Consider the following 19489-nt stretch of genomic DNA (forward strand, 5'->3'; position numbering starts at 1 on the left):
TGCAGCCCGGACGGGCGGCCGAGGGGTATATTTGCTTGCAAAGGGCTCGCGCGGAGCGGGCCGTTAATCCATAGAGGAGGCACCCTTGAAGGCGGACACTCAAACCATCGACATCCTGTTGTTGGGCAGCGGCGGCCGTGAGCATGCTTTGGCAGCTAAGCTCGCAGCATCACCGCGCGCCGGCAAGCTCTACATCGCGCCGGGCAACGGCGGCACCGCGAGCTGCGGCGAGAACGTTGTTCTCGACGACTGCGATCCTGCGGCCGTGGCAGCGTTTGCTCAGAGCCGCGGATGCGGACTCGTGGTAATTGGCCCCGAGGCTCCGCTCGTGGCGGGCGTGGCCGACGCCGTGCGCGCGGCGGGTATTCCCTGCTTTGGCCCGGGTGCCGAGGGTGCCCAGATGGAGGGCTCCAAGCTGTTCTCCAAGCAGCTCATGGAGCGTGCGGGCATTCCGACGGCAGCCTATGGTTCGTTTACCGACGAGGCTTCGGCTCTTGCCTATGTGCGTGAGCAGGGCGCCCCGCTGGTCGTGAAGGCCGACGGCCTTGCCGCGGGCAAAGGCGTTATCGTGGCGACCGAACTTGAGCAGGCCGAGGAAGCCGTGCGCGAGTGCTTCGGCGGCGCCTTTGGCGATGCCGGCAACACCGTGGTTATCGAGGAGATGCTCGTTGGTCCTGAGTGCTCGCTGCTGGCCTTTACCGACGGCAAGACCGTGCGCCCCATGGCAACCTCGCAGGACCACAAGCGCGCGCTCGAGGGCGACAAGGGTCCCAACACCGGCGGCATGGGCGTCTACAGCCCGGTGCCCATCGTGACTGACGAGGAGCACGCCACCATGGTGGCGGTCATGGAGCAGACCGTGGCCGAGCTCGCTGCCGAGGGCATCGACTACCGCGGCTGCCTGTACGGCGGCTTTATGCTCACACCCGCCGGCCCCAAGGTGCTGGAGTTCAACGCCCGCTTTGGCGACCCCGAGACGCAGGTCGTGCTTCCGCGCCTTAAGAACGACCTGGTCGAGGTCATGCTGGCTTGTGCCAACTGCGAGCTCGATCAGATTGAACTCGACTGGCGTGACGAGTGGGCCGTGGCCGTTGTCCTGACGAGCGCGGGCTACCCCGGCAGCTACGAGAAGGGCAAGGTCATCACCGGTATCGCCGATGCCGAGGCCATGGAGAACGTGACCGTGTACCACGCGGGCACTGCCGTGGTGGACGGCCAGCTCGTGACCAATGGTGGCCGCGTGCTTGCCGTGACCGCTCTGGGCGACACGTTCGAGAACGCTCGCAACCTTGCCTACGAGGCCTGCGAGAAGATTGATTTTGAGGGCAAGACCCTGCGTCACGACATCGGCCTGCGCGCTCTGCGCGGTCGCGACGCCTGGGATGCCTAAAATCCGAGAGGAATGAGACGGATGGACGAGAAGAACGAAGAGCTCGTGGACGCGCAGATTGTCGAAGAGGACAGCCGCATGTATGGGCACGCCGAGGGCGAACCTGGTGGCGAGGTCGCTGACGAGCCGGCGCTGGTGCTGGGCGACGACGACCCGCACGATGCTGAGCTGCACGAGAAGATTCTTTCGGAGGAGTGCGCCTGGAAGGGCAAGATCCTCGACGTCCACCGTCTTGAGGTTGAGCTGCCCAACGGCCACCGCAGCGCCCGCGATATCGTTCGCCATCCGGGTGCGGCGGCCGTTGTGGCACTGACCGAGAGCGGCAAGATCGTACTGGTGCGTCAGTACCGCACCGCCATCGACCGCGTGACGGTCGAGATTCCCGCCGGCAAGCTCGATCCAGGCGAGGACCCGCTCGATTGCGCCAAGCGCGAACTGCATGAGGAGACGGGCTTTAGGGCTGGTCGTATTCGCTTTTTGACGTCGATTGTCACGTCCTGCGGTTTTTGCGATGAGATCATCCACATCTACTTGGCTACCAAGCTCGAGTTTGATGCGCCCAACCCCGATGATGACGAGTTTGTCAACGTGGACCTGGTGCCGCTGCACGAGCTGATCGACGCCGTGCTCGACGGCAAGATCGAAGACGCCAAGACCGTCGTAGGCGCCTTGGCCTGCGATAGCATCGCGCACAGGCTGGGCGGAACTGAGCTTTAACGAGCGGGGATGATCCCGCAGGTTTGTGTAAGTCAGCGAAAGTGCTCCATTTGAGACAAGGTGGCCTAAAAGAGGAGGGAAGCGTATGGATATACGCGACCGACGATTGAAGGCCAGATTGTCCAAATGGAGCACTTGCAGCGTCGAGACGAAACGCGGTTTGGTAAAACCGCGTAAGGTGATTATGTTTAAGAGGTTTTTGTCTTATTACAAGCCCCAGATGGGGCTTTTTGTTGCTGATACTGTTTGTGCTCTGGTGCTTGCCGCCATTGACCTGGCGTTCCCCATTATCCTGCGCAATTTGACCGGTGGGCTGTTTACCCAGGGCCAGGCTGCCATTATGCAGGCGCTCGGTATGATCGCGGTGGGGCTGGTGCTGATGTATGCCGTTCGCTGCGCCTGCCGCTACTTTGTGAGCTACTGGGGCCACGTGATGGGTGCGCGCATGGAGTCCAAGATGCGCGAGGACCTGTTTGACCAGTACGAGCGCTTTAGCTTTGCGTACTTCGACCGCAACAGTTCGGGCGACATGATGAGCCGCGTGGTCAACGATCTGTTCGATATCTGCGAGGCGGCGCACCACGTGCCCGAGTGGATCATCATCTGCGGCATCGAGATTATCGGCTCGTTTGTGATCCTCTTTACCATCGCCCCGGTGCTGGCGCTCGCCATGGCCGTGGTGACGGCGGCGTTTGCGGTCATCATGTTTTGGCAGAACATGCGCATGCGCGAGGTCTTTAGCGACAACCGCAAAAAGATCAGCGGCATCAATGCGCAGCTGCAGGATTCGCTGGCGGGCATGCGCGTGGTCAAGAGTTTTGCCAATGAGGAGACCGAACGCTTCAAGTTCCGCGCCTCCAACAATCGCTATCTTTCGTCCAAGGAGAACATGTATCACGCCATGGGCGTCTATACCGCGACGTATGGCCTGCTCTCGGGTGTGCTCTATGTGATCGTGGTGCTGCTGGGCGGCTGGCTGGTCGCCCAGGGACAGCTGCAGGCGGTCGATATGGCGACCTTTGCACTCTATATTTCGCTGTTCTGCACGCCGCTTGAGACGCTCGTCAATTCGGCCGAAACGTATCAGAAGGCTATCGCCGGCTTTAAGCGTATGGACGAGGTGCTCTCGACCGCGCCGGATATCCAGGACAAGCCGGGCGCCACTGATCTGCAGGTGACTGCCGGCGCCGTGGAGTATCACGACGTGTGCTTTAACTACGAGGACGTTGAGCTGGGCGAGGGCGATGCCGACGAGCGTCCCGTTATCGACCATATGAATCTGTCCATCAAGCCCGGGCAGACCATCGCTTTGGTTGGCCCTTCGGGCGGTGGCAAGTCCACGACCTGTTCGCTGTTGCCGCGCTTTTATGACGTGGCTGCCGGATCCATTAGCATCGACGGCCAGGACGTGCGTGATGTGACGCAGCAGAGCCTGCGTCGTGCCATCGGCCTGGTGCAGCAGGATGTCTATCTGTTTGACGGTACGATTGGCGAGAACATCGCCTACGGCAAGCCGGGCGCTACGGCAGAAGAGATCGCCGAGGCCGCCCGTCGCGCCAACATCGATGCCTTTATCGAGTCGCTTCCGCAGGGCTACGACACCGTGGTGGGCGAGCGCGGCAGCCGTCTTTCGGGCGGACAGAAGCAGCGCGTTGCCATCGCGCGCGTGTTTCTCAAGAACCCCAAGATCCTGATTTTGGACGAGGCGACGAGTGCTTTGGATAACGAGAGCGAGGAGGCGGTGCAGGGGTCACTCGAAGAGCTGGCACGCGGCCGCACCACGATTATCATCGCCCATCGTCTTTCGACCATTAAGCATGCCGATGAGATTGCGACCGTTGAGCATGGTCGCGTTGTGGAGCGTGGCACGCACGAGGAGCTTCTCGCCCGTGGTGGCACTTATGCCCGTTACTATCGAATGCAGTTCGAAGGTGCGCGTGCGCACGAGCTCGACTGATTGATATGACAGGAAGATCATGGCTGATAAGAACCCTTTGACTCCGGAAGAAGTGACGGAGTTATTCTCCGAAATCGATGCATCCGGCGTCTTGGATCCTACGCTTGCCAAAAAGCGTACCGAGCGCATGCGCGAGAAAGAGGCCGCCGTCAAGCGCGGTGACAAAGCGGCGCTAGCGCAGCTGCGCAGCGAGGACCGCGCGAGCCAGGCAAAACATATCGACCCGCTGTCCGAGGACGACCCTTCGGGTTCGCAGGTGAGCCATACCATTACGAAGACTGCCATGGTCGTGGTTATCGGCATCTTGGTGCTGATCGTGGGCATGCAGATCGGCTACGGCGTGATGCGCCGTCTGAATACCGCCAACCTGTCCGAGAGCGTTTCGGTTGATACCGTTTCTACAGCACTCAAGGGTGGACTCGAGTGGGGCAACGGCTTTACGCAGTTCCCGCTCGACTTTACCGTCGATGAAGCCGATGAGCGTACGGGCACGGTCGAGGTGACGGTGTTGGACACATCGTCTGCCAACGAGCTCGAGCTGCTGTCCAACGGGCAGATCCAGGCCGCGGCGCTTGCGACCAACGCGCTGCTCAACGATAAGATCGACCGCGTGGTGTATAACGTTCACGCCTATATCGACGAGGATAGCAACATTCAGCACGATTCCTTCTTTGGCATGTTCCCCGCGCGCGGCCACCAGAGCGCCATTTTGACGTTCGTGTGGACCAAGAGCTCATCCAACGCCACGAGCATCGACTGGAAGATGCGCATCGTGAGTATGGATGACACCATCGCCGAGCGCATTCAGAAACAGGTGAACTCGGTGTCGTCGTTGATTGAGGACCCGGTGGTGAGCCAGACCAAGATTGACGAGGAAAAAGCCGAGCGCGATCTGGAGCATCGTCTGCATGGCCGCGAGATTTTCCGTGGCGGCAAGCCCGATCGCACACCGTCCGAACTGCTGGAACAGGACAAGAAAAAATAAGACGCCATCATCCCGCGTGAGCCACAAGCCCCGCGGGATGATTTTTCTGGGACGGGGATTAAAAAACATTATGCATAGAAAGTCATAATTATCATTTCGTAAACATTTCGATGAAATTAACGCCATGAGGCATGCTTGCGGTTACAATACCGCGAGGCCTAACTACACACCTTTAAGCCGGTCCTGTGAGACCGGGAAGGAGAATTATGGCGAACAACCATACCGCGGGCGCTGCCGCCCGCACCTTCGCGCCCAGCGAGCTTTGCCAGCGTATGCTGGCCAAAACCAGCAAGGGCACCTGCGGTCCCTGCATCCTGTATCTTGAGGATGGGACCATTTTTTATGGACGTGCATGCGGCGCCGAGGGCACCGCGACCGGCGAAGTTTGTTTCAACACCTCGCTCGAGGGCTACTTTGAGGTCATGACCGACCCGAGTTATGCCGGCCAAATCGTAACCATGACCTATCCGCAGATCGGCAACTACGGTATCGACGAGACCGACGTCCAGTCGGCCTTCCCCGGCGACGCCGTGCGCCCTGCGAGCGCTCCGGCCATGCGCGGCATGATCGTTCGCGACATGTGCGCCACGCCTTCTAACTGGCGCTCGGCCGTCAGCGTGCCGGAGTACCTGTGCGCTCACGGCATCGTCGCTATCGAGGGTGTCGACACTCGCGCCCTGGTGCGCCACCTGCGCGACAATGGTTCCAAGATGGGCATTATTTCGACCGAGATCTTCGACGTCGACGAGCTTGCCGAGCGTCTGGCCGCAGCGCCCACGCTGGTAGGCGAGAACCTGGTCAAGACCGTAAGTTGCCCCGTACCTCACGAGTTTGTGGCCGCCGACCTGCCTGCCACGCATGACTTTGCGCTTACGGCTGCCGCTCCTGCCCGTCACAAAGTGGTCGCCTACGACTGCGGTGTGAAGCGCGGCATTCTGGAGGGTCTGGTCCGCGCCGGCTGCGACCTTACCGTCGTGCCGTGGGATACGCCCGCGAGTGAGGTGCTCGACATGAATCCCGATGGCGTCTTTTTGTCCAATGGTCCCGGCGACCCCGACGCCGTGGTGGAGACCTACGAGCAGGTGCAGCAGCTGATCGGCAAGGTGCCGGTCTTTGGTATTTGTCTTGGTCACCAGATGATCAGCCTGGCCTGCGGCGCTCAGATGGAAAAGCTTAAGTTCGGTCACCGCGGTGGCAACCAGCCGGTCATGAACCTGGTAAGCCGTCGCGTGGAGATTACCGCGCAAAACCATGGCTTTGGTCTGCTGTTCCCCAGCTTGGGCAAGCTTGTCCCCGAGTTTTCCGGCGGCGAGACCGAGCATGCGGCCGATGGGGATCTGCGCGTCTGGGTGCGCCGCGGCATCGCGCCAGTCGTGATGAACGAGCGCTTCGGCCGCATTCGCCTGACGCATGTGAACCTCAACGACGGCACCGCCGAGGGCATCCAGCTGCTCGACGCGCCGTGCTTCTCGGTGCAGTACCACCCCGAGGCCTCGCCCGGACCCACCGATGCCCACTATCTCTTTACCGCCTTTACGCGACTCATGGACGGCGAGGAGAACTACCTGGACATCGACACCGCGAAGGACCGCCTGCAGGGCTGGAACTTTGCCGACAATGGTTCCGCTGCGACCGAGACCGAGGAGAACTAACATGCCTAAACGTACTGACATCAAGCGTATCCTCGTCATTGGTTCGGGCCCCATCGTTATCGGTCAGGCCTGTGAGTTTGACTACTCTGGTGCCCAGGCCTGCAAGGTGCTCAAGGAGGATGGCTTTGAGGTCATCCTGGTCAACTCCAACCCGGCGACCATCATGACCGATCCGGGTTTGGCCGACCGCACCTATGTCGAGCCCATCACCGCCGAATTTATCGAGCGCGTGATCAAGAAGGAGCGCCCGGACGCGCTGCTGCCCACGCTGGGCGGCCAGACCGGTCTGAACGCCGCCGTCGAGCTGGCGAAAGACGGTACGCTCGACAAGTACGGCGTCGAGATGATCGGCTGCGATCTGGACGCCATCGAGCGCGGCGAGGACCGCAAGCTCTTTAACGAGGCCATGGCCGAGATTGGCCTGGAGGTCGCGCGCTCGGGCTATGCCTACAGCGTGGCCGACGCCGAGGCTATCGCCGAGCGCGTGGGCTATCCCTGCGTACTGCGCCCGAGCTTTACCCTCGGCGGCGCCGGCGGCGGCATCGCTCACACCCACGAGGAGCTCGTCTCCATCGTGAGCCAGGGCCTGGAACTCTCGCCCGCCCACGAGGTGCTGGTCGAGGAGTCCATCGAGGGTTGGAAAGAGTACGAGATGGAGGTCATGCGTGACCACGCCGGCAACGGCATCATCGTGTGCTCCATCGAGAACCTCGACCCCATGGGCGTGCATACCGGCGACTCCATCACCGTGGCGCCGGCGCAGACGCTCTCCGACCTTGAGTATCAGCGCATGCGCGTGGCCTCGCTCGCCATTCTGGAGAAGATCGGCGTCGAGACCGGTGGCTCCAACGTGCAGTTTGCCGTGAACCCCAGCACCGGCCGCCTGATCGTCATCGAGATGAACCCGCGCGTGAGCCGCTCGTCCGCACTGGCCTCCAAGGCCACGGGTTTCCCCATCGCTAAGGCCGCCGCGCGCCTGGCCGTGGGCTATACGCTCGACGAGATCGTCAACGATATCACCAAGGCAACGCCCGCTTGCTTTGAGCCCACGATCGATTACTGCGTGGTAAAGGTGCCGCGCTTTGCCTTCGAGAAGTTCAAGGGCACCGACCCCACGCTCACCACGCGCATGAAGGCCGTGGGCGAGATCATGGCAATCGGCCGCACCTTTGAGGAGGCCTTTGGCAAAGCTATGCGCTCGCTGGAGGACGGCCACCAGGGCATTTGCGCCGGTGGCAAAGAGGGCGCCGATAAGCTGAGCGACGACGAGCTCGCTCAGGCCGTGGCAACTCCGACCGAGCATCGCATCTTCTTTGTGGTCGAGGCTCTGCGCCGTGGCTGGGACATCGCTCGCATCCATGCCATCTGCGGCATCGACCCGTGGTACCTCAACCGCATCAACGACATGGTGCAGGTCCAGGAGAGCATCCGCGGCCTGCGTGTGGAGGATATCGACGCCGACGCGATGCGTCTGCTCAAGCAGTACGGTACGAGCGACGCCGAGATCGCCGCGCTGACCGGCTCGGACGAGCGCTTTGTGCGCGCCTATCGCAAGGGCCTTGGCGTGGTTCCCAGCATGAAGACGGTCGATACCTGCGCTGCGGAGTTCTCGAGCGCCACGGAGTACCACTACAAGACGTACGAGAACATCTACCGCACGAGCCCGGATGCCAAGAAGTGCGTAGCTCCCGACGAGGCCACGCCGGCGGACAAGCCCAAGGCGATGATCCTGGGCGCCGGTCCCAACCGCATTGGCCAGGGTATCGAGTTCGATTACTGCTGCGTGCACGCGAGCTACGCGCTGGCGGCCCGCGGCTTTGAGACCATCATGGTCAACTGCAATCCCGAGACCGTTTCGACCGACTACGACACGTCCGACCGCCTTTACTTTGAGCCGCTCACCTACGAGGACGTCATGGACGTTATCGATGTTGAGCGCCCCGACGGCGTCGTGGTGACGCTCGGCGGCCAGACTCCGCTTAAGCTGGCGCGCATGCTCGAGGAGAGCGGCGTGAACATCATGGGTACCAAGCCCGACGCCATCGATTTTGCCGAGGACCGCGAGCGCTTTGCCGCCCTGCTCGACAAGCTGGGCATTATGTATCCGCCGGCGGGCCAGGCAACCTCGTTTGAGGAAGCCGAGGCCGTTGCCGCGCACATCGGCTACCCGCTGCTGGTGCGTCCGAGCTACGTGCTGGGCGGCCGCGGCATGATGATCGCCTACGATGCCGAGCATCTGCGCGATTACATGGCCGAGGCCGCGCGCATTAGCCCCGACTACCCGGTGTACCTGGACCGCTTCTTGGAGGGTGCGATCGAGTCCGATGTCGACGCCCTGTGCGATGGCGAAGAGGTCTACATCGGCGGCATTCTGGAGCATATCGAGGAGGCCGGTATTCACTCCGGCGACTCTGCGACCTGCATCCCGCCGTTCAGCTTTAGCGAGAGCCTGCAGGCAAAGCTTCGCGAGACCACGCGCCGCATCGCGATGGCGCTGGGCGTACGCGGCCTGGTCAACGTGCAGTACGCCATTAAGGGCGAGACCGTCTACGTGATCGAGGCCAACCCGCGTGCCAGCCGCACCGTGCCGTTTATCTCCAAGGCCACCGGCGTGCCGCTCGCCAAGTGTGCCGCACGTATCATGGCGGGCGATTCCATCTCGAGCTTGGGCCTGCCGAGCGACGAGCGTCAGCTGGACTGGTTCTGCATGAAGGAAGCCGTTATGCCCTGGGGTCGTTTCCCGGGCGCCGACGTTATCCTGGGTCCCGAGATGAAGTCGACGGGCGAGGTCATGGGTATCGCCAAGAGCTATCCCGAGGCATATGCCAAGACGCAGCTGGCGATTGACTACAAGCTGCCCGATCCGAGCTGCGGCAAGGTGTTCATCAGCGTGTGCGACCGCGACAAGCGTCATATCCTTTCGGTCGCTCGTATCCTGCGCTACCTGGGCTTTGATATCTGCTCCACCGAGGGTACGGCGCGCGTGCTGCGCGGAGGCAACGTGACGTGCGAAGTCGTGGAGAAGATCAGCGGCCCGCACGACGGCGAGCGTCCCAACATTGGTGACCTCATCGCCGATGGCAAGATTGCGGTGATCGTCAATACGCCGTACGGCCCGGGCTCGCGTGGCGATGGCTACCTGCTACGCACCGAGGCCGTCCGTCGTGGCGTGACCTGCGTGACGGCGATGTCTGCGGCCAACACGTACGTGAGCGCCATCGAGGCCGTGCGCGAGGACGAGCAGGGTCACGGCAGCGCCAACGACATGGGCATGGACGTCATCGCCCTGCAGGACCTGCCGCAGTACACGGTGTAGTTGACCTGGTCGGCCGGGGCGGGAGGGGCCGAGTTTCCCCCTTTCGCTCCGGCTGCAAGCAGAGTCGCTCAGGAGGAAACTCGGCCCCTCCCGCCCCGGCCTGCGGTGACTTGGCTGCACCGTGTGCTGCCGAAGGGGCTTTGCGCGATGACTAGGGCTGAATAAAAAGTGAGTGTGGGATCCGCCGTTCGTTCGAACGGCGGATCCCACGTTAATATTTCAGCCAACGTACGTCATAGCAATCCCCGGTAGGTCGAGGGGTGCTTTGCGGGCGGGACAGGCTTTATCTGAACGACTTTGCAAAGCAACCGGAGTGAAGATAAAGCCTGGCCCGCCCGCAAAGCACCACGCAGACCGCAGGGACGGGAGCAGCTATACTACTCTCAGTAGTTAAGGGTCGCGGATTCGCCGCGTCACCGCTCTCAACAGGAGGTCTTTGTTTATGGCAGATCAAAAGCCGGTTGTCGGGATCATCATGGGTTCCAAGTCCGATCTGGGCGTTATGGAAGGTTGCACCGTCGAGCTCGAGGCGCTCGGTGTGCCCTATGAGCTTGTCATTGCGAGCGCACACCGCACGCCGGCGAAGGTCCACGAGTGGGCCTCGACCGCTGCCGACCGCGGCATCAAGGTGATTATCGCTGCCGCCGGCAAGGCTGCTCACTTGGGCGGTGTCGTGGCTGCATTTACGCCGCTGCCGGTCATCGGTGTGCCTATGAAGACGAGCGATCTGGGTGGCATGGACTCGCTGTTGTCGATGGTGCAGATGCCTTCGGGCGTGCCCGTTGCTTGTGTGGCCATCAACGGTGCCAAGAATGCTGCCATCTACGCCACGCAGATCCTGGGCGCCTGCGACCCCGAGTACCGCATGGTTATCGAGAAGATGAAGCAGGAGATGGCTGACGCCTAAGCGCTCCGCCAGTCCATTTGCAGCATAAGGAGAGCCATGTCCGACTATCAGGGAAAGCGTTTTTCGGCTTCTCGGATTCCCGATCCAGCCAAGTCGGGAGCAGCCCGCGCGCCGCAGCAGGGTCGGACATCCTCTCCTCAGCAGCCGCGCCCGCCGCGCCCCGTGACGCCGGCGAAGCATCGCCGTCAGGATACACCTGCTGCATATCGCCCTTCGTCATACAGTACGGCCAAGAAGTCACCTCGCTCTTCGGCGCATACTGCGCCATCGAGCTATACCGAGCCGCCGCGCAAAAAGCGCCGCTCCGTCATTCCCATACTGCTCATCATTATCGGCATTGGCCTGGTCGTTGCCGCTGCCGCCATCTTTATCAACGCGCAGATTGGCTACAAGCAGGCGAGCGAGTCGTATCAAAAAATCGAAAAGCAATATGTGAGTGACAAGGACGCCAGCGGCGTGCCGATTATCGACTTCAATGCGCTTGCCCAGACAAATCCCGAGGTTGTGGGGTGGATTTACGCGTCCGGCACCAACATCAACTACCCCGTGGTGCAAACCAACAACAACTCCAAGTACCTCAACACGCTGTTTGACGGTACGGCCAATGCCTCGGGGGCCATCTTCTTGGATAGCGACGACACCGCGCCGGGCATGGTGGATCAGCAGACCACGATCTACGGTCATCACATGAACGACGGTTCGATGTTCAACGTGGTTTCGGATACGACCGATCAGGCGACGTTCGACAGCATGGAATACATGTACTACATCACGCGCGATGCGACGTATAAGTTGCGCCCGCTGGCGACCAAGGTGGTCGAGGACACATATGCCAAGGCGCGCACGCCCAACTTTGAGGGCGATGACGGACTGAAGAATTACCTGTCCGAGATGCTCGATGGCGCCTCGGCCGTGGCGAGCGATGCCACCGATCGTGCCGCTTCGGCAACCAAGGTCGTAACGCTTGTGACCTGCCGTTCGCTGTCATTTAGCAATACGCGCGCAGTCATGGTGCTCACGCCGGTCGAGGAATAAAGTGTCCGGGAGCCCCGTCCCAAAAGATAACCCTGGAAATCAAAAGGAGAAATGATGCTTGAGAATGGCAAATCGATGCCTTCGGTTGATGCCTGGTTGCGCGAAGCCAAGGCCGATGTCTCGGCGGCTGATTGCGGGATGTACCTGACACACAACGGCGTGGTGCGTGCGACGCCTAAGTCCGAGGTGCGTGGGGTCGAGACAAATGGTGTGGCGCCTGGACATAAGGTGGGCGGCATGGTGTTCGGCTTCGATGCCGAAAAGGTGCAGGCCGCCATCGAGGCAACGCGCGCGATGCCGGGTATCGGCTATGTGCGCGTGTGGCTGGCGAGCGGCGAGCTTGCCGTGGGCGACGACATCATGCTCGTACTCATTGGCGGGGACATTCGCCCGCATGTGGTCGACGCACTGCAGGCGCTCGTCGGTACCATCAAAAATGAGTGTGTGAGCGAGGTCGAGCGCGAGGCGTAGGGGCTTGCGTCGATAGAAGGGTCGTTTATAAAAATGCCCGCCGGTACGTGTGATACCGGCGGGCATTTTGCGTTTTGGGCGCGGTGGGCGCTACACGCGCGTCGCATCCTTGGGGCTCATGGTCATGCTCTGGAAGCGGTTCTCCATGTAGTCGTTATCGAAGTACTTGCCGTAGAACTGCGCGACGGGAATATCCGGCTCCGTGCCGTTGACGCGCTGGTACCAGTAGTCGAGCGACTGTAGCGTCATGACGCCGTCGACCAGCATAATGACGGTAAAGATGACGGTAGCCGAGTAGCGGCTCTTCCACGGAATCATGTTGATGAGCTTGAGCAGCCTCGGCAGCAGCAGCTTGATCCAGATAAGGCCACCCAGGCCCCACAGGCAGGCAAAGCCCGTGCAGGTGCGTCCGCCCGTAAGGACGGCGAGTGGGTCGGGCATGCCGAACAGCTTCATGTGCGAGTAGCTCCACGAGACCACGCCAAATGAGGTCTGCATAAACCAGCCTACAAACACCTCGAAAGCGCCGCCGATCAGGGCACTTACCAGGAAAATGATCAGAGGATTCTTTTTATAGAAGCGGTTGAGCGCCATGGTCATGAGCACCGCGCCAAATCCGTAGATGGGGCTAAAGGGGCCAAATAGCATACCGGCCCGGTCCTGATAGACGCCGGGATCGACGACGACCATATGCCAGACTTCCTCGAGAATGAGACCTAACACGCTGCAGACGAAGAATACCCAGAACAGGTTGAAGTAGTTGAGCTTGATGTAGCCCTCGCCGGTTTCGTCGCGGCCGAGCATCCCCTCGGCGGCGGCATCGCGGTCGAGCATCTCTTGCAGACGGCGCTGCAGTTCGCGCTCCTGGCGTAGCGTGGGGTCGACGGTGGCCGACAGCGCAATGAGGATACCGAGCTGAATGGCGGGGCGCAGCAGGAAGGGTCCGATACCCTGGAGCATCACGTCAACTAAAAGCTCCACGACGGTAAATGCGATGAGGACGTAAGACAGGCGGGCGGCATTGCGCCGCTGGTCCTTGATGAGGTCCAGGCCAAAGACGATCAAGATGATCGCGCTTGCCGCCGAGAGCATAATGCCGGCGACGATAAGGCCAACCGCGACCAGGGTGTTATCACCGAGCTTAGCGGCGGCGTTGCCGTTAATGAGTGCGGTGATGACCTGCCACATAAAGACGGCGACCGACGGGAGTGTGCCCACGCCGGACAGGATGCACAGGACGGCGTACACTTTAATGATGAGGGGAATCTTCTTGACCTCCGTGGCGCTGGGGACGCTGGGGTCGAGTTCGTTTCGATCCATACAGAACCTTTCTCGCTTTGTCCTAGGTTACTAGGATACGCCGCCGACCTGCTAAAAGACAGGACGAACGTCCCAATTGCAACTTTGCAATCCCCAACGGTGGACGCGGCGGCCATATGGGGGCGCGGGCGCTTGCACTGGGCAGACCGATAAAATGTTTGGCCGCAAAACGGATTATTAGCTCGGTGGGCTTTTAAAAAGCGCTGCTCATGCGCTGGGGAGCGCGTCGCGCCGTGCGTATAATAAGGCGGGTAACGCCAAAATACGAGGCTCTGAGGGGATGCCATGTCTCAAGAAACCATCCGCGCGGCCGAGCGCGCCGCGGGACAGGTGAACGCCATGTCGACGTATGATCCGGACTCCGACCAGCTGCATGAGGAATGCGGCGTTTTTGGTGTGTGGGCGCCCGATCGTGACGTGGCTCGACTGACGTACTTTGGCCTGCGTGCACTGCAGCACCGTGGCCAAGAATCGGCGGGAATCGCTGTTGGTGACGGCGGTACGGTTATGGTCCGCAAGGACCTGGGCCTGCTCGACCGCGTGTTCTCCAATGCCGACTTATCGACGCTCTCCGGTCAGCTGGCCGTGGGTCATGTGCGCTATGGCACCGCCGGCGCCAAGAGCTGGGAAGCCTCTCAGCCGCACCTCTCTACCATCAATAGCGTCATTATCGCGCTCGCGCACAACGGCACCCTCGTCAACACCGACGAGCTGCGCCGCCAGCTGATCGAGCTGGGCGTACCGTTCCTCTCCAACTCGGATTCCGAGGTCGCGACCAAACTCATCGGCTACTTTACTCAGCGTACTGGCCATCTGCGCGAGGGCATTCGCAAGACCATGGAGCTCGTGCGCGGCGGCTACGCCATGACACTCATCAACGAGCAGGCGCTCTACGCATTCCGCGACCCGCACGGCATTCGCCCGCTCGTGCTGGGCAAGCTGGTGGACGAGGGCCTGGATCAGGCCGACGCCGCATCCGTTTCGCAGCTGCCGTCGCAGGACGGCGCCGCGACGGTCGACGCCACCACCCATGTCACCCGCGCCGGCGGCTGGGTCGTCGCCTCCGAGACTTGTGCGCTCGACATTGTGGGCGCCGAGTACGTCCGCGACGTCCGTCCCGGCGAGATTTTGCGCATCAGCGCCGAGGGCCTTGTGTCTGAGCAAGGCGTGCCTGCCGCCGAAGAGCCTGCTAACTGCATCTTTGAGCAGGTCTACTTCGCTCGCCCCGACTCCATCATGAACGGCAAGAGCGTCTACGCCTGCCGTTATGACATGGGTCGTCAGCTGGCACATGAGGAGCCCGTCGAGGCCGACCTGGTTATCGGCGTGCCCGACTCCGGTCTGCCGCCCGCGGAGGGGTATTCGCACGAGAGCGGTATTCCCTTTGGCGAGGGCCTTATCAAGAATCGCTATGTGGGCCGTACGTTTATCGAGCCTACGCAGGAGCTGCGTGCCATGGGCGTGCGTATGAAGCTCAACCCGCTGCGCGACAACATCGAGGGCAAGCGCCTAGTCGTCATCGACGACTCCATCGTCCGCGGCACCACCATGGTGCAGCTCGTCAAGATGCTGCGCAACGCCGGCGCCAAGGAGATTCATATCCGCATCAACTCGCCCGAGGTCATCTGGCCGTGCTTCTACGGCATCGATACCGACGTGCAGTCGCAGCTTATCAGCGCCAACAAGACGGTCGACGAGATTTGCGAGTATATCGGCGCCGATTCGCTGGCCTTCCTTTCGGTCGAGGGCCTGCTGAAGGTCATGCCCAAGGGCGGTTACTGCGATGCGTGCTTTACCGGACGCTACCCCGTGGCGATTCCCGAGAGCTTTGGCCGCGACAAGTTCATGGAGGGCTTTAAGCCCCGCAACCTGGACAAGCCGCTGCACTTTGACGACGACGCCGTGGTCGAGAAATACGACGACCGCAGCTGGGAAGAGGAGCACGGCGAGGCCTAAAGCCTGCCATGTAGGGACAGGTTTATTTTGGTAGGTTTTACCTGCTGTTTTGTTGATATGACGGCGTGTGTTGTTATGACGCGCGCCGAAATGAACGCAACTATGAGCACCGTTTGGCGCCCGCGCGGCGCCACGGTAGTGGGAGAGGAAGGCTCAGATGGGCGACAGCAAGCATGTGACGTACGAGGACGCCGGCGTCGATACCGCCGAGGGCGGCCGCGCCGTCGACGCTATTAAGCAGATGGTCAAGGATACCAACCGCCCCGAGGTTATCGGCGGCATCGGTGGCTTTGGTGGCCTGTTCTCGGCCGCCGCGCTTAAGGATATGGAAGACCCGATCCTGATCAGCGGCACCGACGGTGTGGGCACCAAGCTCGTGCTCGCCCAGATCATGGACCGTCACGAGACGGTGGGCCAGGATCTGGTCGCCATGTGCGTCAATGACATTTTGGCTTCGGGCGCCGAGCCGCTGTTCTTCCTGGATTACGTTGCCATCGGTCACATTGAGGCCGAGCACATGGCAAAGATCATCAAGGGCGTGGCCGACGGCTGCAAGCTCGCGGGCTGCGCGCTCGTGGGCGGCGAGATGGCCGAGCACCCGGGTGTCATGGCCCCCGCCGATTACGACCTCGCCGGCTTTACCGTGGGCGTTGTCGATCGTCCCAAGATGCTCGACCCCGCGAACGTTCGCCCCGGCGATGTGATCCTGGGCCTGCCTTCCACCGGCGTGCACTCCAACGGCTACTCACTCGTTCGCAAGGTCATCGGTGTCGACGGTATCAAGCCGGGCACGCCCGAGGCTGCCGCTAAGGCCGAGGAGCTGAGCCGTCCGCTCGAGGAGCTCGGCGGTGCTTCGCTGGCCGACGCTCTGCTGGCTCCCACGCGCATTTATGTGAAGCCGATTCTTGAGCTGCTCCACGGTGGCGCCAACGTTCATGCCATTGCCCACATCACCGGCGGCGGTATTACCGAGAACCTCAACCGCGCGCTCGCCGACGACGTCGACGCCGTGGTCACCCGCAACGGCGCCGAGATGGGCTGGGATGTTCCGCCCGTCATCACCTACGTGTCGCGTCAGGCCGAGCTCGCGCCCAGCGAGGCATGCAAGACCTTCAACATGGGTGTCGGCCTGTGCCTGATCGTCGCCCCCGAGGACGAGGCTGCCGTGACCGAGGCTCTGGTCGCGCTAGGCGAGAAGCCGTTCCGCGTGGGCGAGTGCGTCGAGGGCTCCGGTAAGGTCGTGTACTCCGATGAGCGCTAACGAGCAGATGGCTGATGCCGAGGGCCTGGGCTTTGTGCCCTACACCCGTCCGACCGGCACCGATACGGCCGAGCCGCTTAAGATCGGCGTGCTTATCAGCGGTTCCGGCACCAATCTGCAGGCGCTGATTGACCTGATCGCCGCTGGCAAGCTCAACGCCTCGATTGAGCTTGTGGTGTCGAGCCGTCCTTCGGCCAAGGGCTTGCAGCGCGCCGAGCGTGCGGGTATCCAGACACTCACGCTGTCCAAGGATGTCTATGCCGACCCCATCGCGGCCGACGAGATCATCGCGCATGAGCTGCTCGAACGCGGCTGCGAGTACGTGGTGATGGCCGGTTACATGCGCATGGTGCACACGCCGCTGCTGGCGGCGTTCCCCAATCGCGTGGTCAACCTGCATCCGGCGCTGCTGCCGAGCTTTACCGGTGCCCATGCGATTGACGATGCGTTTGCTCGCGGCGTCAAGGTGACCGGCGTGACCGTGCACTTTGCCAACGAGATCTACGACAACGGCCCCATCATCGCCCAGCGTGCGCTGGCTGTTGAGGAGGGCTGGGACGTCGACACGCTCGAGGAGCACATCCACGCGATCGAGCATGTGCTGTATCCCGAGGTCGTGCAAATGCTCGCCGACGGTCGCGTCCACGTGCTGGAGAGCGGCAAGGTGGCAGTTGACCCGACGCGCTAGTCGTTGGTTTGTGTTGGCGGTTAAGCGTCGGAGGTACGCTTAACCGCCATTTTTATGCATTGCGATCTACGTTGTTTGAGGCAAACGATTGCCACAGCTTGATGTTCATAGTCCAATTGCTTCGCCAAGAGACGCGATCCGGCAAGAGATTGATTTAGCCTAATAGAGCCATTTGCTTTTCTTTATGCTCGGGATACGTCGGACCATAATCAAATGATAATGCGCTAAATAATCTTATGGGGATAATCAAATTATCTTTTGTACGGGTGCTGTCTGTTGGGAGCAAAGATGGGTGCACAATTATTTTCGAGACGAACAGCAATTAAAATGGCCGTTGCCGCGGCTTCTGTCCCGCTGATTGGTCTAGTTGGATGTGGTGAGAAGTCGATTGTTGGAACTTGGGCAAACGACGACGGAGACGAAATTCTCCAATTTGATGAGAATGGTGATTGTTCGGTTCCTTTTACCTATAACGGTGCGTGGCTGGAAAGCTGCGATCGCTATACGATTCAAGAAGACGAGACATTGGTTCTAAGTAGCAGTCAAGGAAATATCAGCTCTCAACATTGGAAGAAAGCCAGCAGCAAAGAGGAAGCTGAAGAGGCGGATGATAGGCTCTATTTTCTCAATGGGGATGAGCTTGTTATCAACAACGAAACGTACACGAGAGAATGAGAGCTAAGACACGCCGACCGTGTGAAGATGGGGAATGCCATAGATGAATACCATGCCGGGCTCGTGACAAACATCATTGTCACGAGCCCGGCACACATTAAAGTATAAATTGTTCACCAGTCCGCATCCTCTTTTTGCTCAGATTGAGCCGTTTGCTGCTAGTGCGGTTGTTGCTCAGATGCCGCAGGGGCGTTATCAAATGCTAATGCCTGTTTGTTTCCAGTGTGGATAATAAAGTTTGCCTAAATAATTTCGTGTTTGATTTCGAGCCCAAACGAGGGCTATGGCATTAAAGCCACCATGTTTTCTAGAAATTTGAACGGTGGGAGTCATGTCGATTGCGAGATTTGACGGGTTGGTTGCCTGACTGGAGGGTGGATCTAATGAAACCAAAAAAAGAAACCGTTGCATTGCTGTCACTTGGCTTGGGGCTTTTTGCGCTGGTCTACGGGCTTATAACAAAAGCGATGCTATCTCATCGTTATACATTTAAAGCTCCTCTTACCAGCATGGAGCTTTCGGTTTTGGCAATTATTGGAATCGGATTTGTTTTACTGATTGTTGGCGCGCTTCTATTTATAAGCGTGCGCTATACATCCAAGAATGTTGTTGATATTGATTCGACACGGAACAAAGGCAAAGTATGTCCTTATTGCCAAACTCGAATCATAGGAGATGCAAAGCACTGTCCGAACTGTGGTCAAGAGTTGGGTCAATAAGAAGGGGCTTGAGATGCCGAGGACAACAGTAACGATTTGCGCGCATGGTCAAATTGATACGCCAAGAGTCTTAGAGATCTGGAAGAACATCATTGAAGGCGCCGGTTTTCAACAGAAACTAATTAAGGGTGAACCTTGTTGGTCGAAGGGCGACGGCGTACTGATGCTGCAGCGCAATTTTACGATTGCTTTTGGCGAAAGGGAAATTGTGCTTGAGGGATGGATGGGCGATGCTCTCTTGGGTGAATCCGATTTGACGGGCGTTAACGGGTGGATGCAAAAGAAAAAGATGAAAGGGCTCCTGTCCCAAGCGGAGGGTGCAATTAGGAGCATAGTCTAGGCTGCATTAGATAGCGATACGGTGTTTATTGATGACTGAAATGCATGGCTGGGCCGTAAAAATATAAGGATACTGGTAGCCGGGTGCCCGATTTAATTTG

16 protein-coding genes are annotated in these 19489 nt (G+C 60.2%); 15 read left to right on the top strand and 1 reads right to left on the bottom strand.

The annotated features are described in order from the left end of the window. The first annotated feature begins 85 nt into the window (after window positions 1-85). The 9 genes from purD (at window position 86) to AAAV44_RS04985 (ending at window position 12430) form a co-directional block, all read left to right on the top strand. Window positions 86-1390, top strand: coding sequence for a phosphoribosylamine--glycine ligase (gene purD / locus AAAV44_RS04945; protein ID WP_349114826.1), 1305 nt, complete (start codon window positions 86-88; stop codon window positions 1388-1390). A 21-nt stretch (window positions 1391-1411) separates the two neighbouring features. Continuing rightward, on the top strand, window positions 1412-2107 hold the full coding sequence (locus tag AAAV44_RS04950) for an NUDIX hydrolase (RefSeq protein WP_195363837.1): 696 nt from the start codon (window positions 1412-1414) through the stop codon (window positions 2105-2107). 184 nt (window positions 2108-2291) lie between these two features. Further along, window positions 2292-4064: an ABC transporter ATP-binding protein gene (locus AAAV44_RS04955; RefSeq protein ID WP_349114827.1), complete on the top strand. Its 1773-nt coding sequence runs from the start codon at window positions 2292-2294 to the stop codon at window positions 4062-4064. Window positions 4065-4083: 19 nt separating this feature from the next. After that, the gene (locus tag AAAV44_RS04960; protein WP_349114829.1) at window positions 4084-5049 is read left to right on the top strand and encodes a hypothetical protein; all 966 of its coding nucleotides are present in this window, start codon (window positions 4084-4086) and stop codon (window positions 5047-5049) included. Window positions 5050-5255: 206 nt separating this feature from the next. After that, complete coding sequence (carA, locus tag AAAV44_RS04965; RefSeq protein WP_349114830.1) at window positions 5256-6701, top strand: glutamine-hydrolyzing carbamoyl-phosphate synthase small subunit; 1446 nt, start codon at window positions 5256-5258, stop codon at window positions 6699-6701. A 1-nt stretch (window position 6702) separates the two neighbouring features. Then, window positions 6703-10017, top strand: a complete 3315-nt coding sequence (gene carB / locus AAAV44_RS04970) for a carbamoyl-phosphate synthase large subunit (protein WP_349114831.1) — start codon at window positions 6703-6705, stop codon at window positions 10015-10017. Window positions 10018-10459: 442 nt separating this feature from the next. Continuing rightward, a complete protein-coding gene (gene purE, locus AAAV44_RS04975; protein WP_349114832.1) occupies window positions 10460-10924 on the top strand; it encodes a 5-(carboxyamino)imidazole ribonucleotide mutase in 465 nt (154 codons plus the stop codon). Between the two features lie 36 nt (window positions 10925-10960). Next, window positions 10961-11959, top strand: coding sequence for a class B sortase (locus AAAV44_RS04980; protein WP_349114834.1), 999 nt, complete (start codon window positions 10961-10963; stop codon window positions 11957-11959). A gap of 54 nt (window positions 11960-12013) precedes the next feature. After that, window positions 12014-12430: a molybdenum cofactor biosynthesis protein MoaE gene (locus AAAV44_RS04985; protein ID WP_349114835.1), complete on the top strand. Its 417-nt coding sequence runs from the start codon at window positions 12014-12016 to the stop codon at window positions 12428-12430. 90 nt (window positions 12431-12520) lie between these two features. On the opposite strand, the gene AAAV44_RS04990 is transcribed toward AAAV44_RS04985, so the two are convergent. Beyond that, window positions 12521-13750 carry a putative ABC transporter permease gene (locus tag AAAV44_RS04990; protein WP_271760873.1) on the bottom strand — a complete coding sequence of 410 codons (1230 nt, stop codon included), beginning with the start codon at window positions 13748-13750 and terminating at the stop codon, window positions 12521-12523. Window positions 13751-14035: 285 nt separating this feature from the next. On the opposite strand from AAAV44_RS04990, the gene AAAV44_RS04995 reads away from it, so the two are divergent. The 6 genes from AAAV44_RS04995 to AAAV44_RS05020 all read left to right on the top strand — a co-directional run bounded on the left by AAAV44_RS04995 (window position 14036) and on the right by AAAV44_RS05020 (window position 19389). Then, the gene (locus AAAV44_RS04995; RefSeq protein WP_148331751.1) at window positions 14036-15706 is read left to right on the top strand and encodes an amidophosphoribosyltransferase; all 1671 of its coding nucleotides are present in this window, start codon (window positions 14036-14038) and stop codon (window positions 15704-15706) included. Window positions 15707-15863: 157 nt separating this feature from the next. Further along, entirely contained in the window at window positions 15864-16967 is a 1104-nt protein-coding gene (gene purM / locus AAAV44_RS05000; protein WP_349114836.1) for a phosphoribosylformylglycinamidine cyclo-ligase, read from the top strand. Beyond that, the gene (purN, locus tag AAAV44_RS05005) at window positions 16957-17655 is read left to right on the top strand and encodes a phosphoribosylglycinamide formyltransferase (RefSeq protein ID WP_349114838.1); all 699 of its coding nucleotides are present in this window, start codon (window positions 16957-16959) and stop codon (window positions 17653-17655) included. The genes purM and purN overlap by 11 nt, the downstream gene beginning before the upstream one ends. A 288-nt stretch (window positions 17656-17943) precedes the next feature. Next, a complete protein-coding gene (locus tag AAAV44_RS05010; RefSeq protein WP_117803467.1) occupies window positions 17944-18330 on the top strand; it encodes a hypothetical protein in 387 nt (128 codons plus the stop codon). Between the two features lie 383 nt (window positions 18331-18713). Continuing rightward, window positions 18714-19049: a zinc-ribbon domain-containing protein gene (locus AAAV44_RS05015; RefSeq protein ID WP_349114839.1), complete on the top strand. Its 336-nt coding sequence runs from the start codon at window positions 18714-18716 to the stop codon at window positions 19047-19049. A gap of 13 nt (window positions 19050-19062) precedes the next feature. Continuing rightward, window positions 19063-19389, top strand: coding sequence for a hypothetical protein (locus AAAV44_RS05020; protein ID WP_349114840.1), 327 nt, complete (start codon window positions 19063-19065; stop codon window positions 19387-19389). Window positions 19390-19489 lie beyond the last annotated feature (100 nt).

The organism is Collinsella sp. CLA-AP-H1 (assembly GCF_040092945.1).
In the GTDB taxonomy this organism is placed as follows: Bacteria; Actinomycetota; Coriobacteriia; order Coriobacteriales; family Coriobacteriaceae; genus Collinsella.

Coding starts and splice junctions, on each gene's coding strand:
- AAAV44_RS04950 (WP_195363837.1), top strand. CDS start 1,412: ATGGACGAGAAGAACGAAGAGCTCGTGGACGCGCAGATTGTCGAAGAG.
- AAAV44_RS04955 (WP_349114827.1), top strand. CDS start 2,292: ATGTTTAAGAGGTTTTTGTCTTATTACAAGCCCCAGATGGGGCTTTTT.
- AAAV44_RS04960 (WP_349114829.1), top strand. CDS start 4,084: ATGGCTGATAAGAACCCTTTGACTCCGGAAGAAGTGACGGAGTTATTC.
- carA (WP_349114830.1), top strand. CDS start 5,256: ATGGCGAACAACCATACCGCGGGCGCTGCCGCCCGCACCTTCGCGCCC.
- carB (WP_349114831.1), top strand. CDS start 6,703: ATGCCTAAACGTACTGACATCAAGCGTATCCTCGTCATTGGTTCGGGC.
- purE (WP_349114832.1), top strand. CDS start 10,460: ATGGCAGATCAAAAGCCGGTTGTCGGGATCATCATGGGTTCCAAGTCC.
- AAAV44_RS04980 (WP_349114834.1), top strand. CDS start 10,961: ATGTCCGACTATCAGGGAAAGCGTTTTTCGGCTTCTCGGATTCCCGAT.
- AAAV44_RS04985 (WP_349114835.1), top strand. CDS start 12,014: ATGCTTGAGAATGGCAAATCGATGCCTTCGGTTGATGCCTGGTTGCGC.
- AAAV44_RS04990 (WP_271760873.1), bottom strand. CDS start 13,750: ATGGATCGAAACGAACTCGACCCCAGCGTCCCCAGCGCCACGGAGGTC.
- AAAV44_RS04995 (WP_148331751.1), top strand. CDS start 14,036: ATGTCTCAAGAAACCATCCGCGCGGCCGAGCGCGCCGCGGGACAGGTG.
- purM (WP_349114836.1), top strand. CDS start 15,864: ATGGGCGACAGCAAGCATGTGACGTACGAGGACGCCGGCGTCGATACC.
- purN (WP_349114838.1), top strand. CDS start 16,957: ATGAGCGCTAACGAGCAGATGGCTGATGCCGAGGGCCTGGGCTTTGTG.
- AAAV44_RS05010 (WP_117803467.1), top strand. CDS start 17,944: ATGGGTGCACAATTATTTTCGAGACGAACAGCAATTAAAATGGCCGTT.
- AAAV44_RS05015 (WP_349114839.1), top strand. CDS start 18,714: ATGAAACCAAAAAAAGAAACCGTTGCATTGCTGTCACTTGGCTTGGGG.
- AAAV44_RS05020 (WP_349114840.1), top strand. CDS start 19,063: ATGCCGAGGACAACAGTAACGATTTGCGCGCATGGTCAAATTGATACG.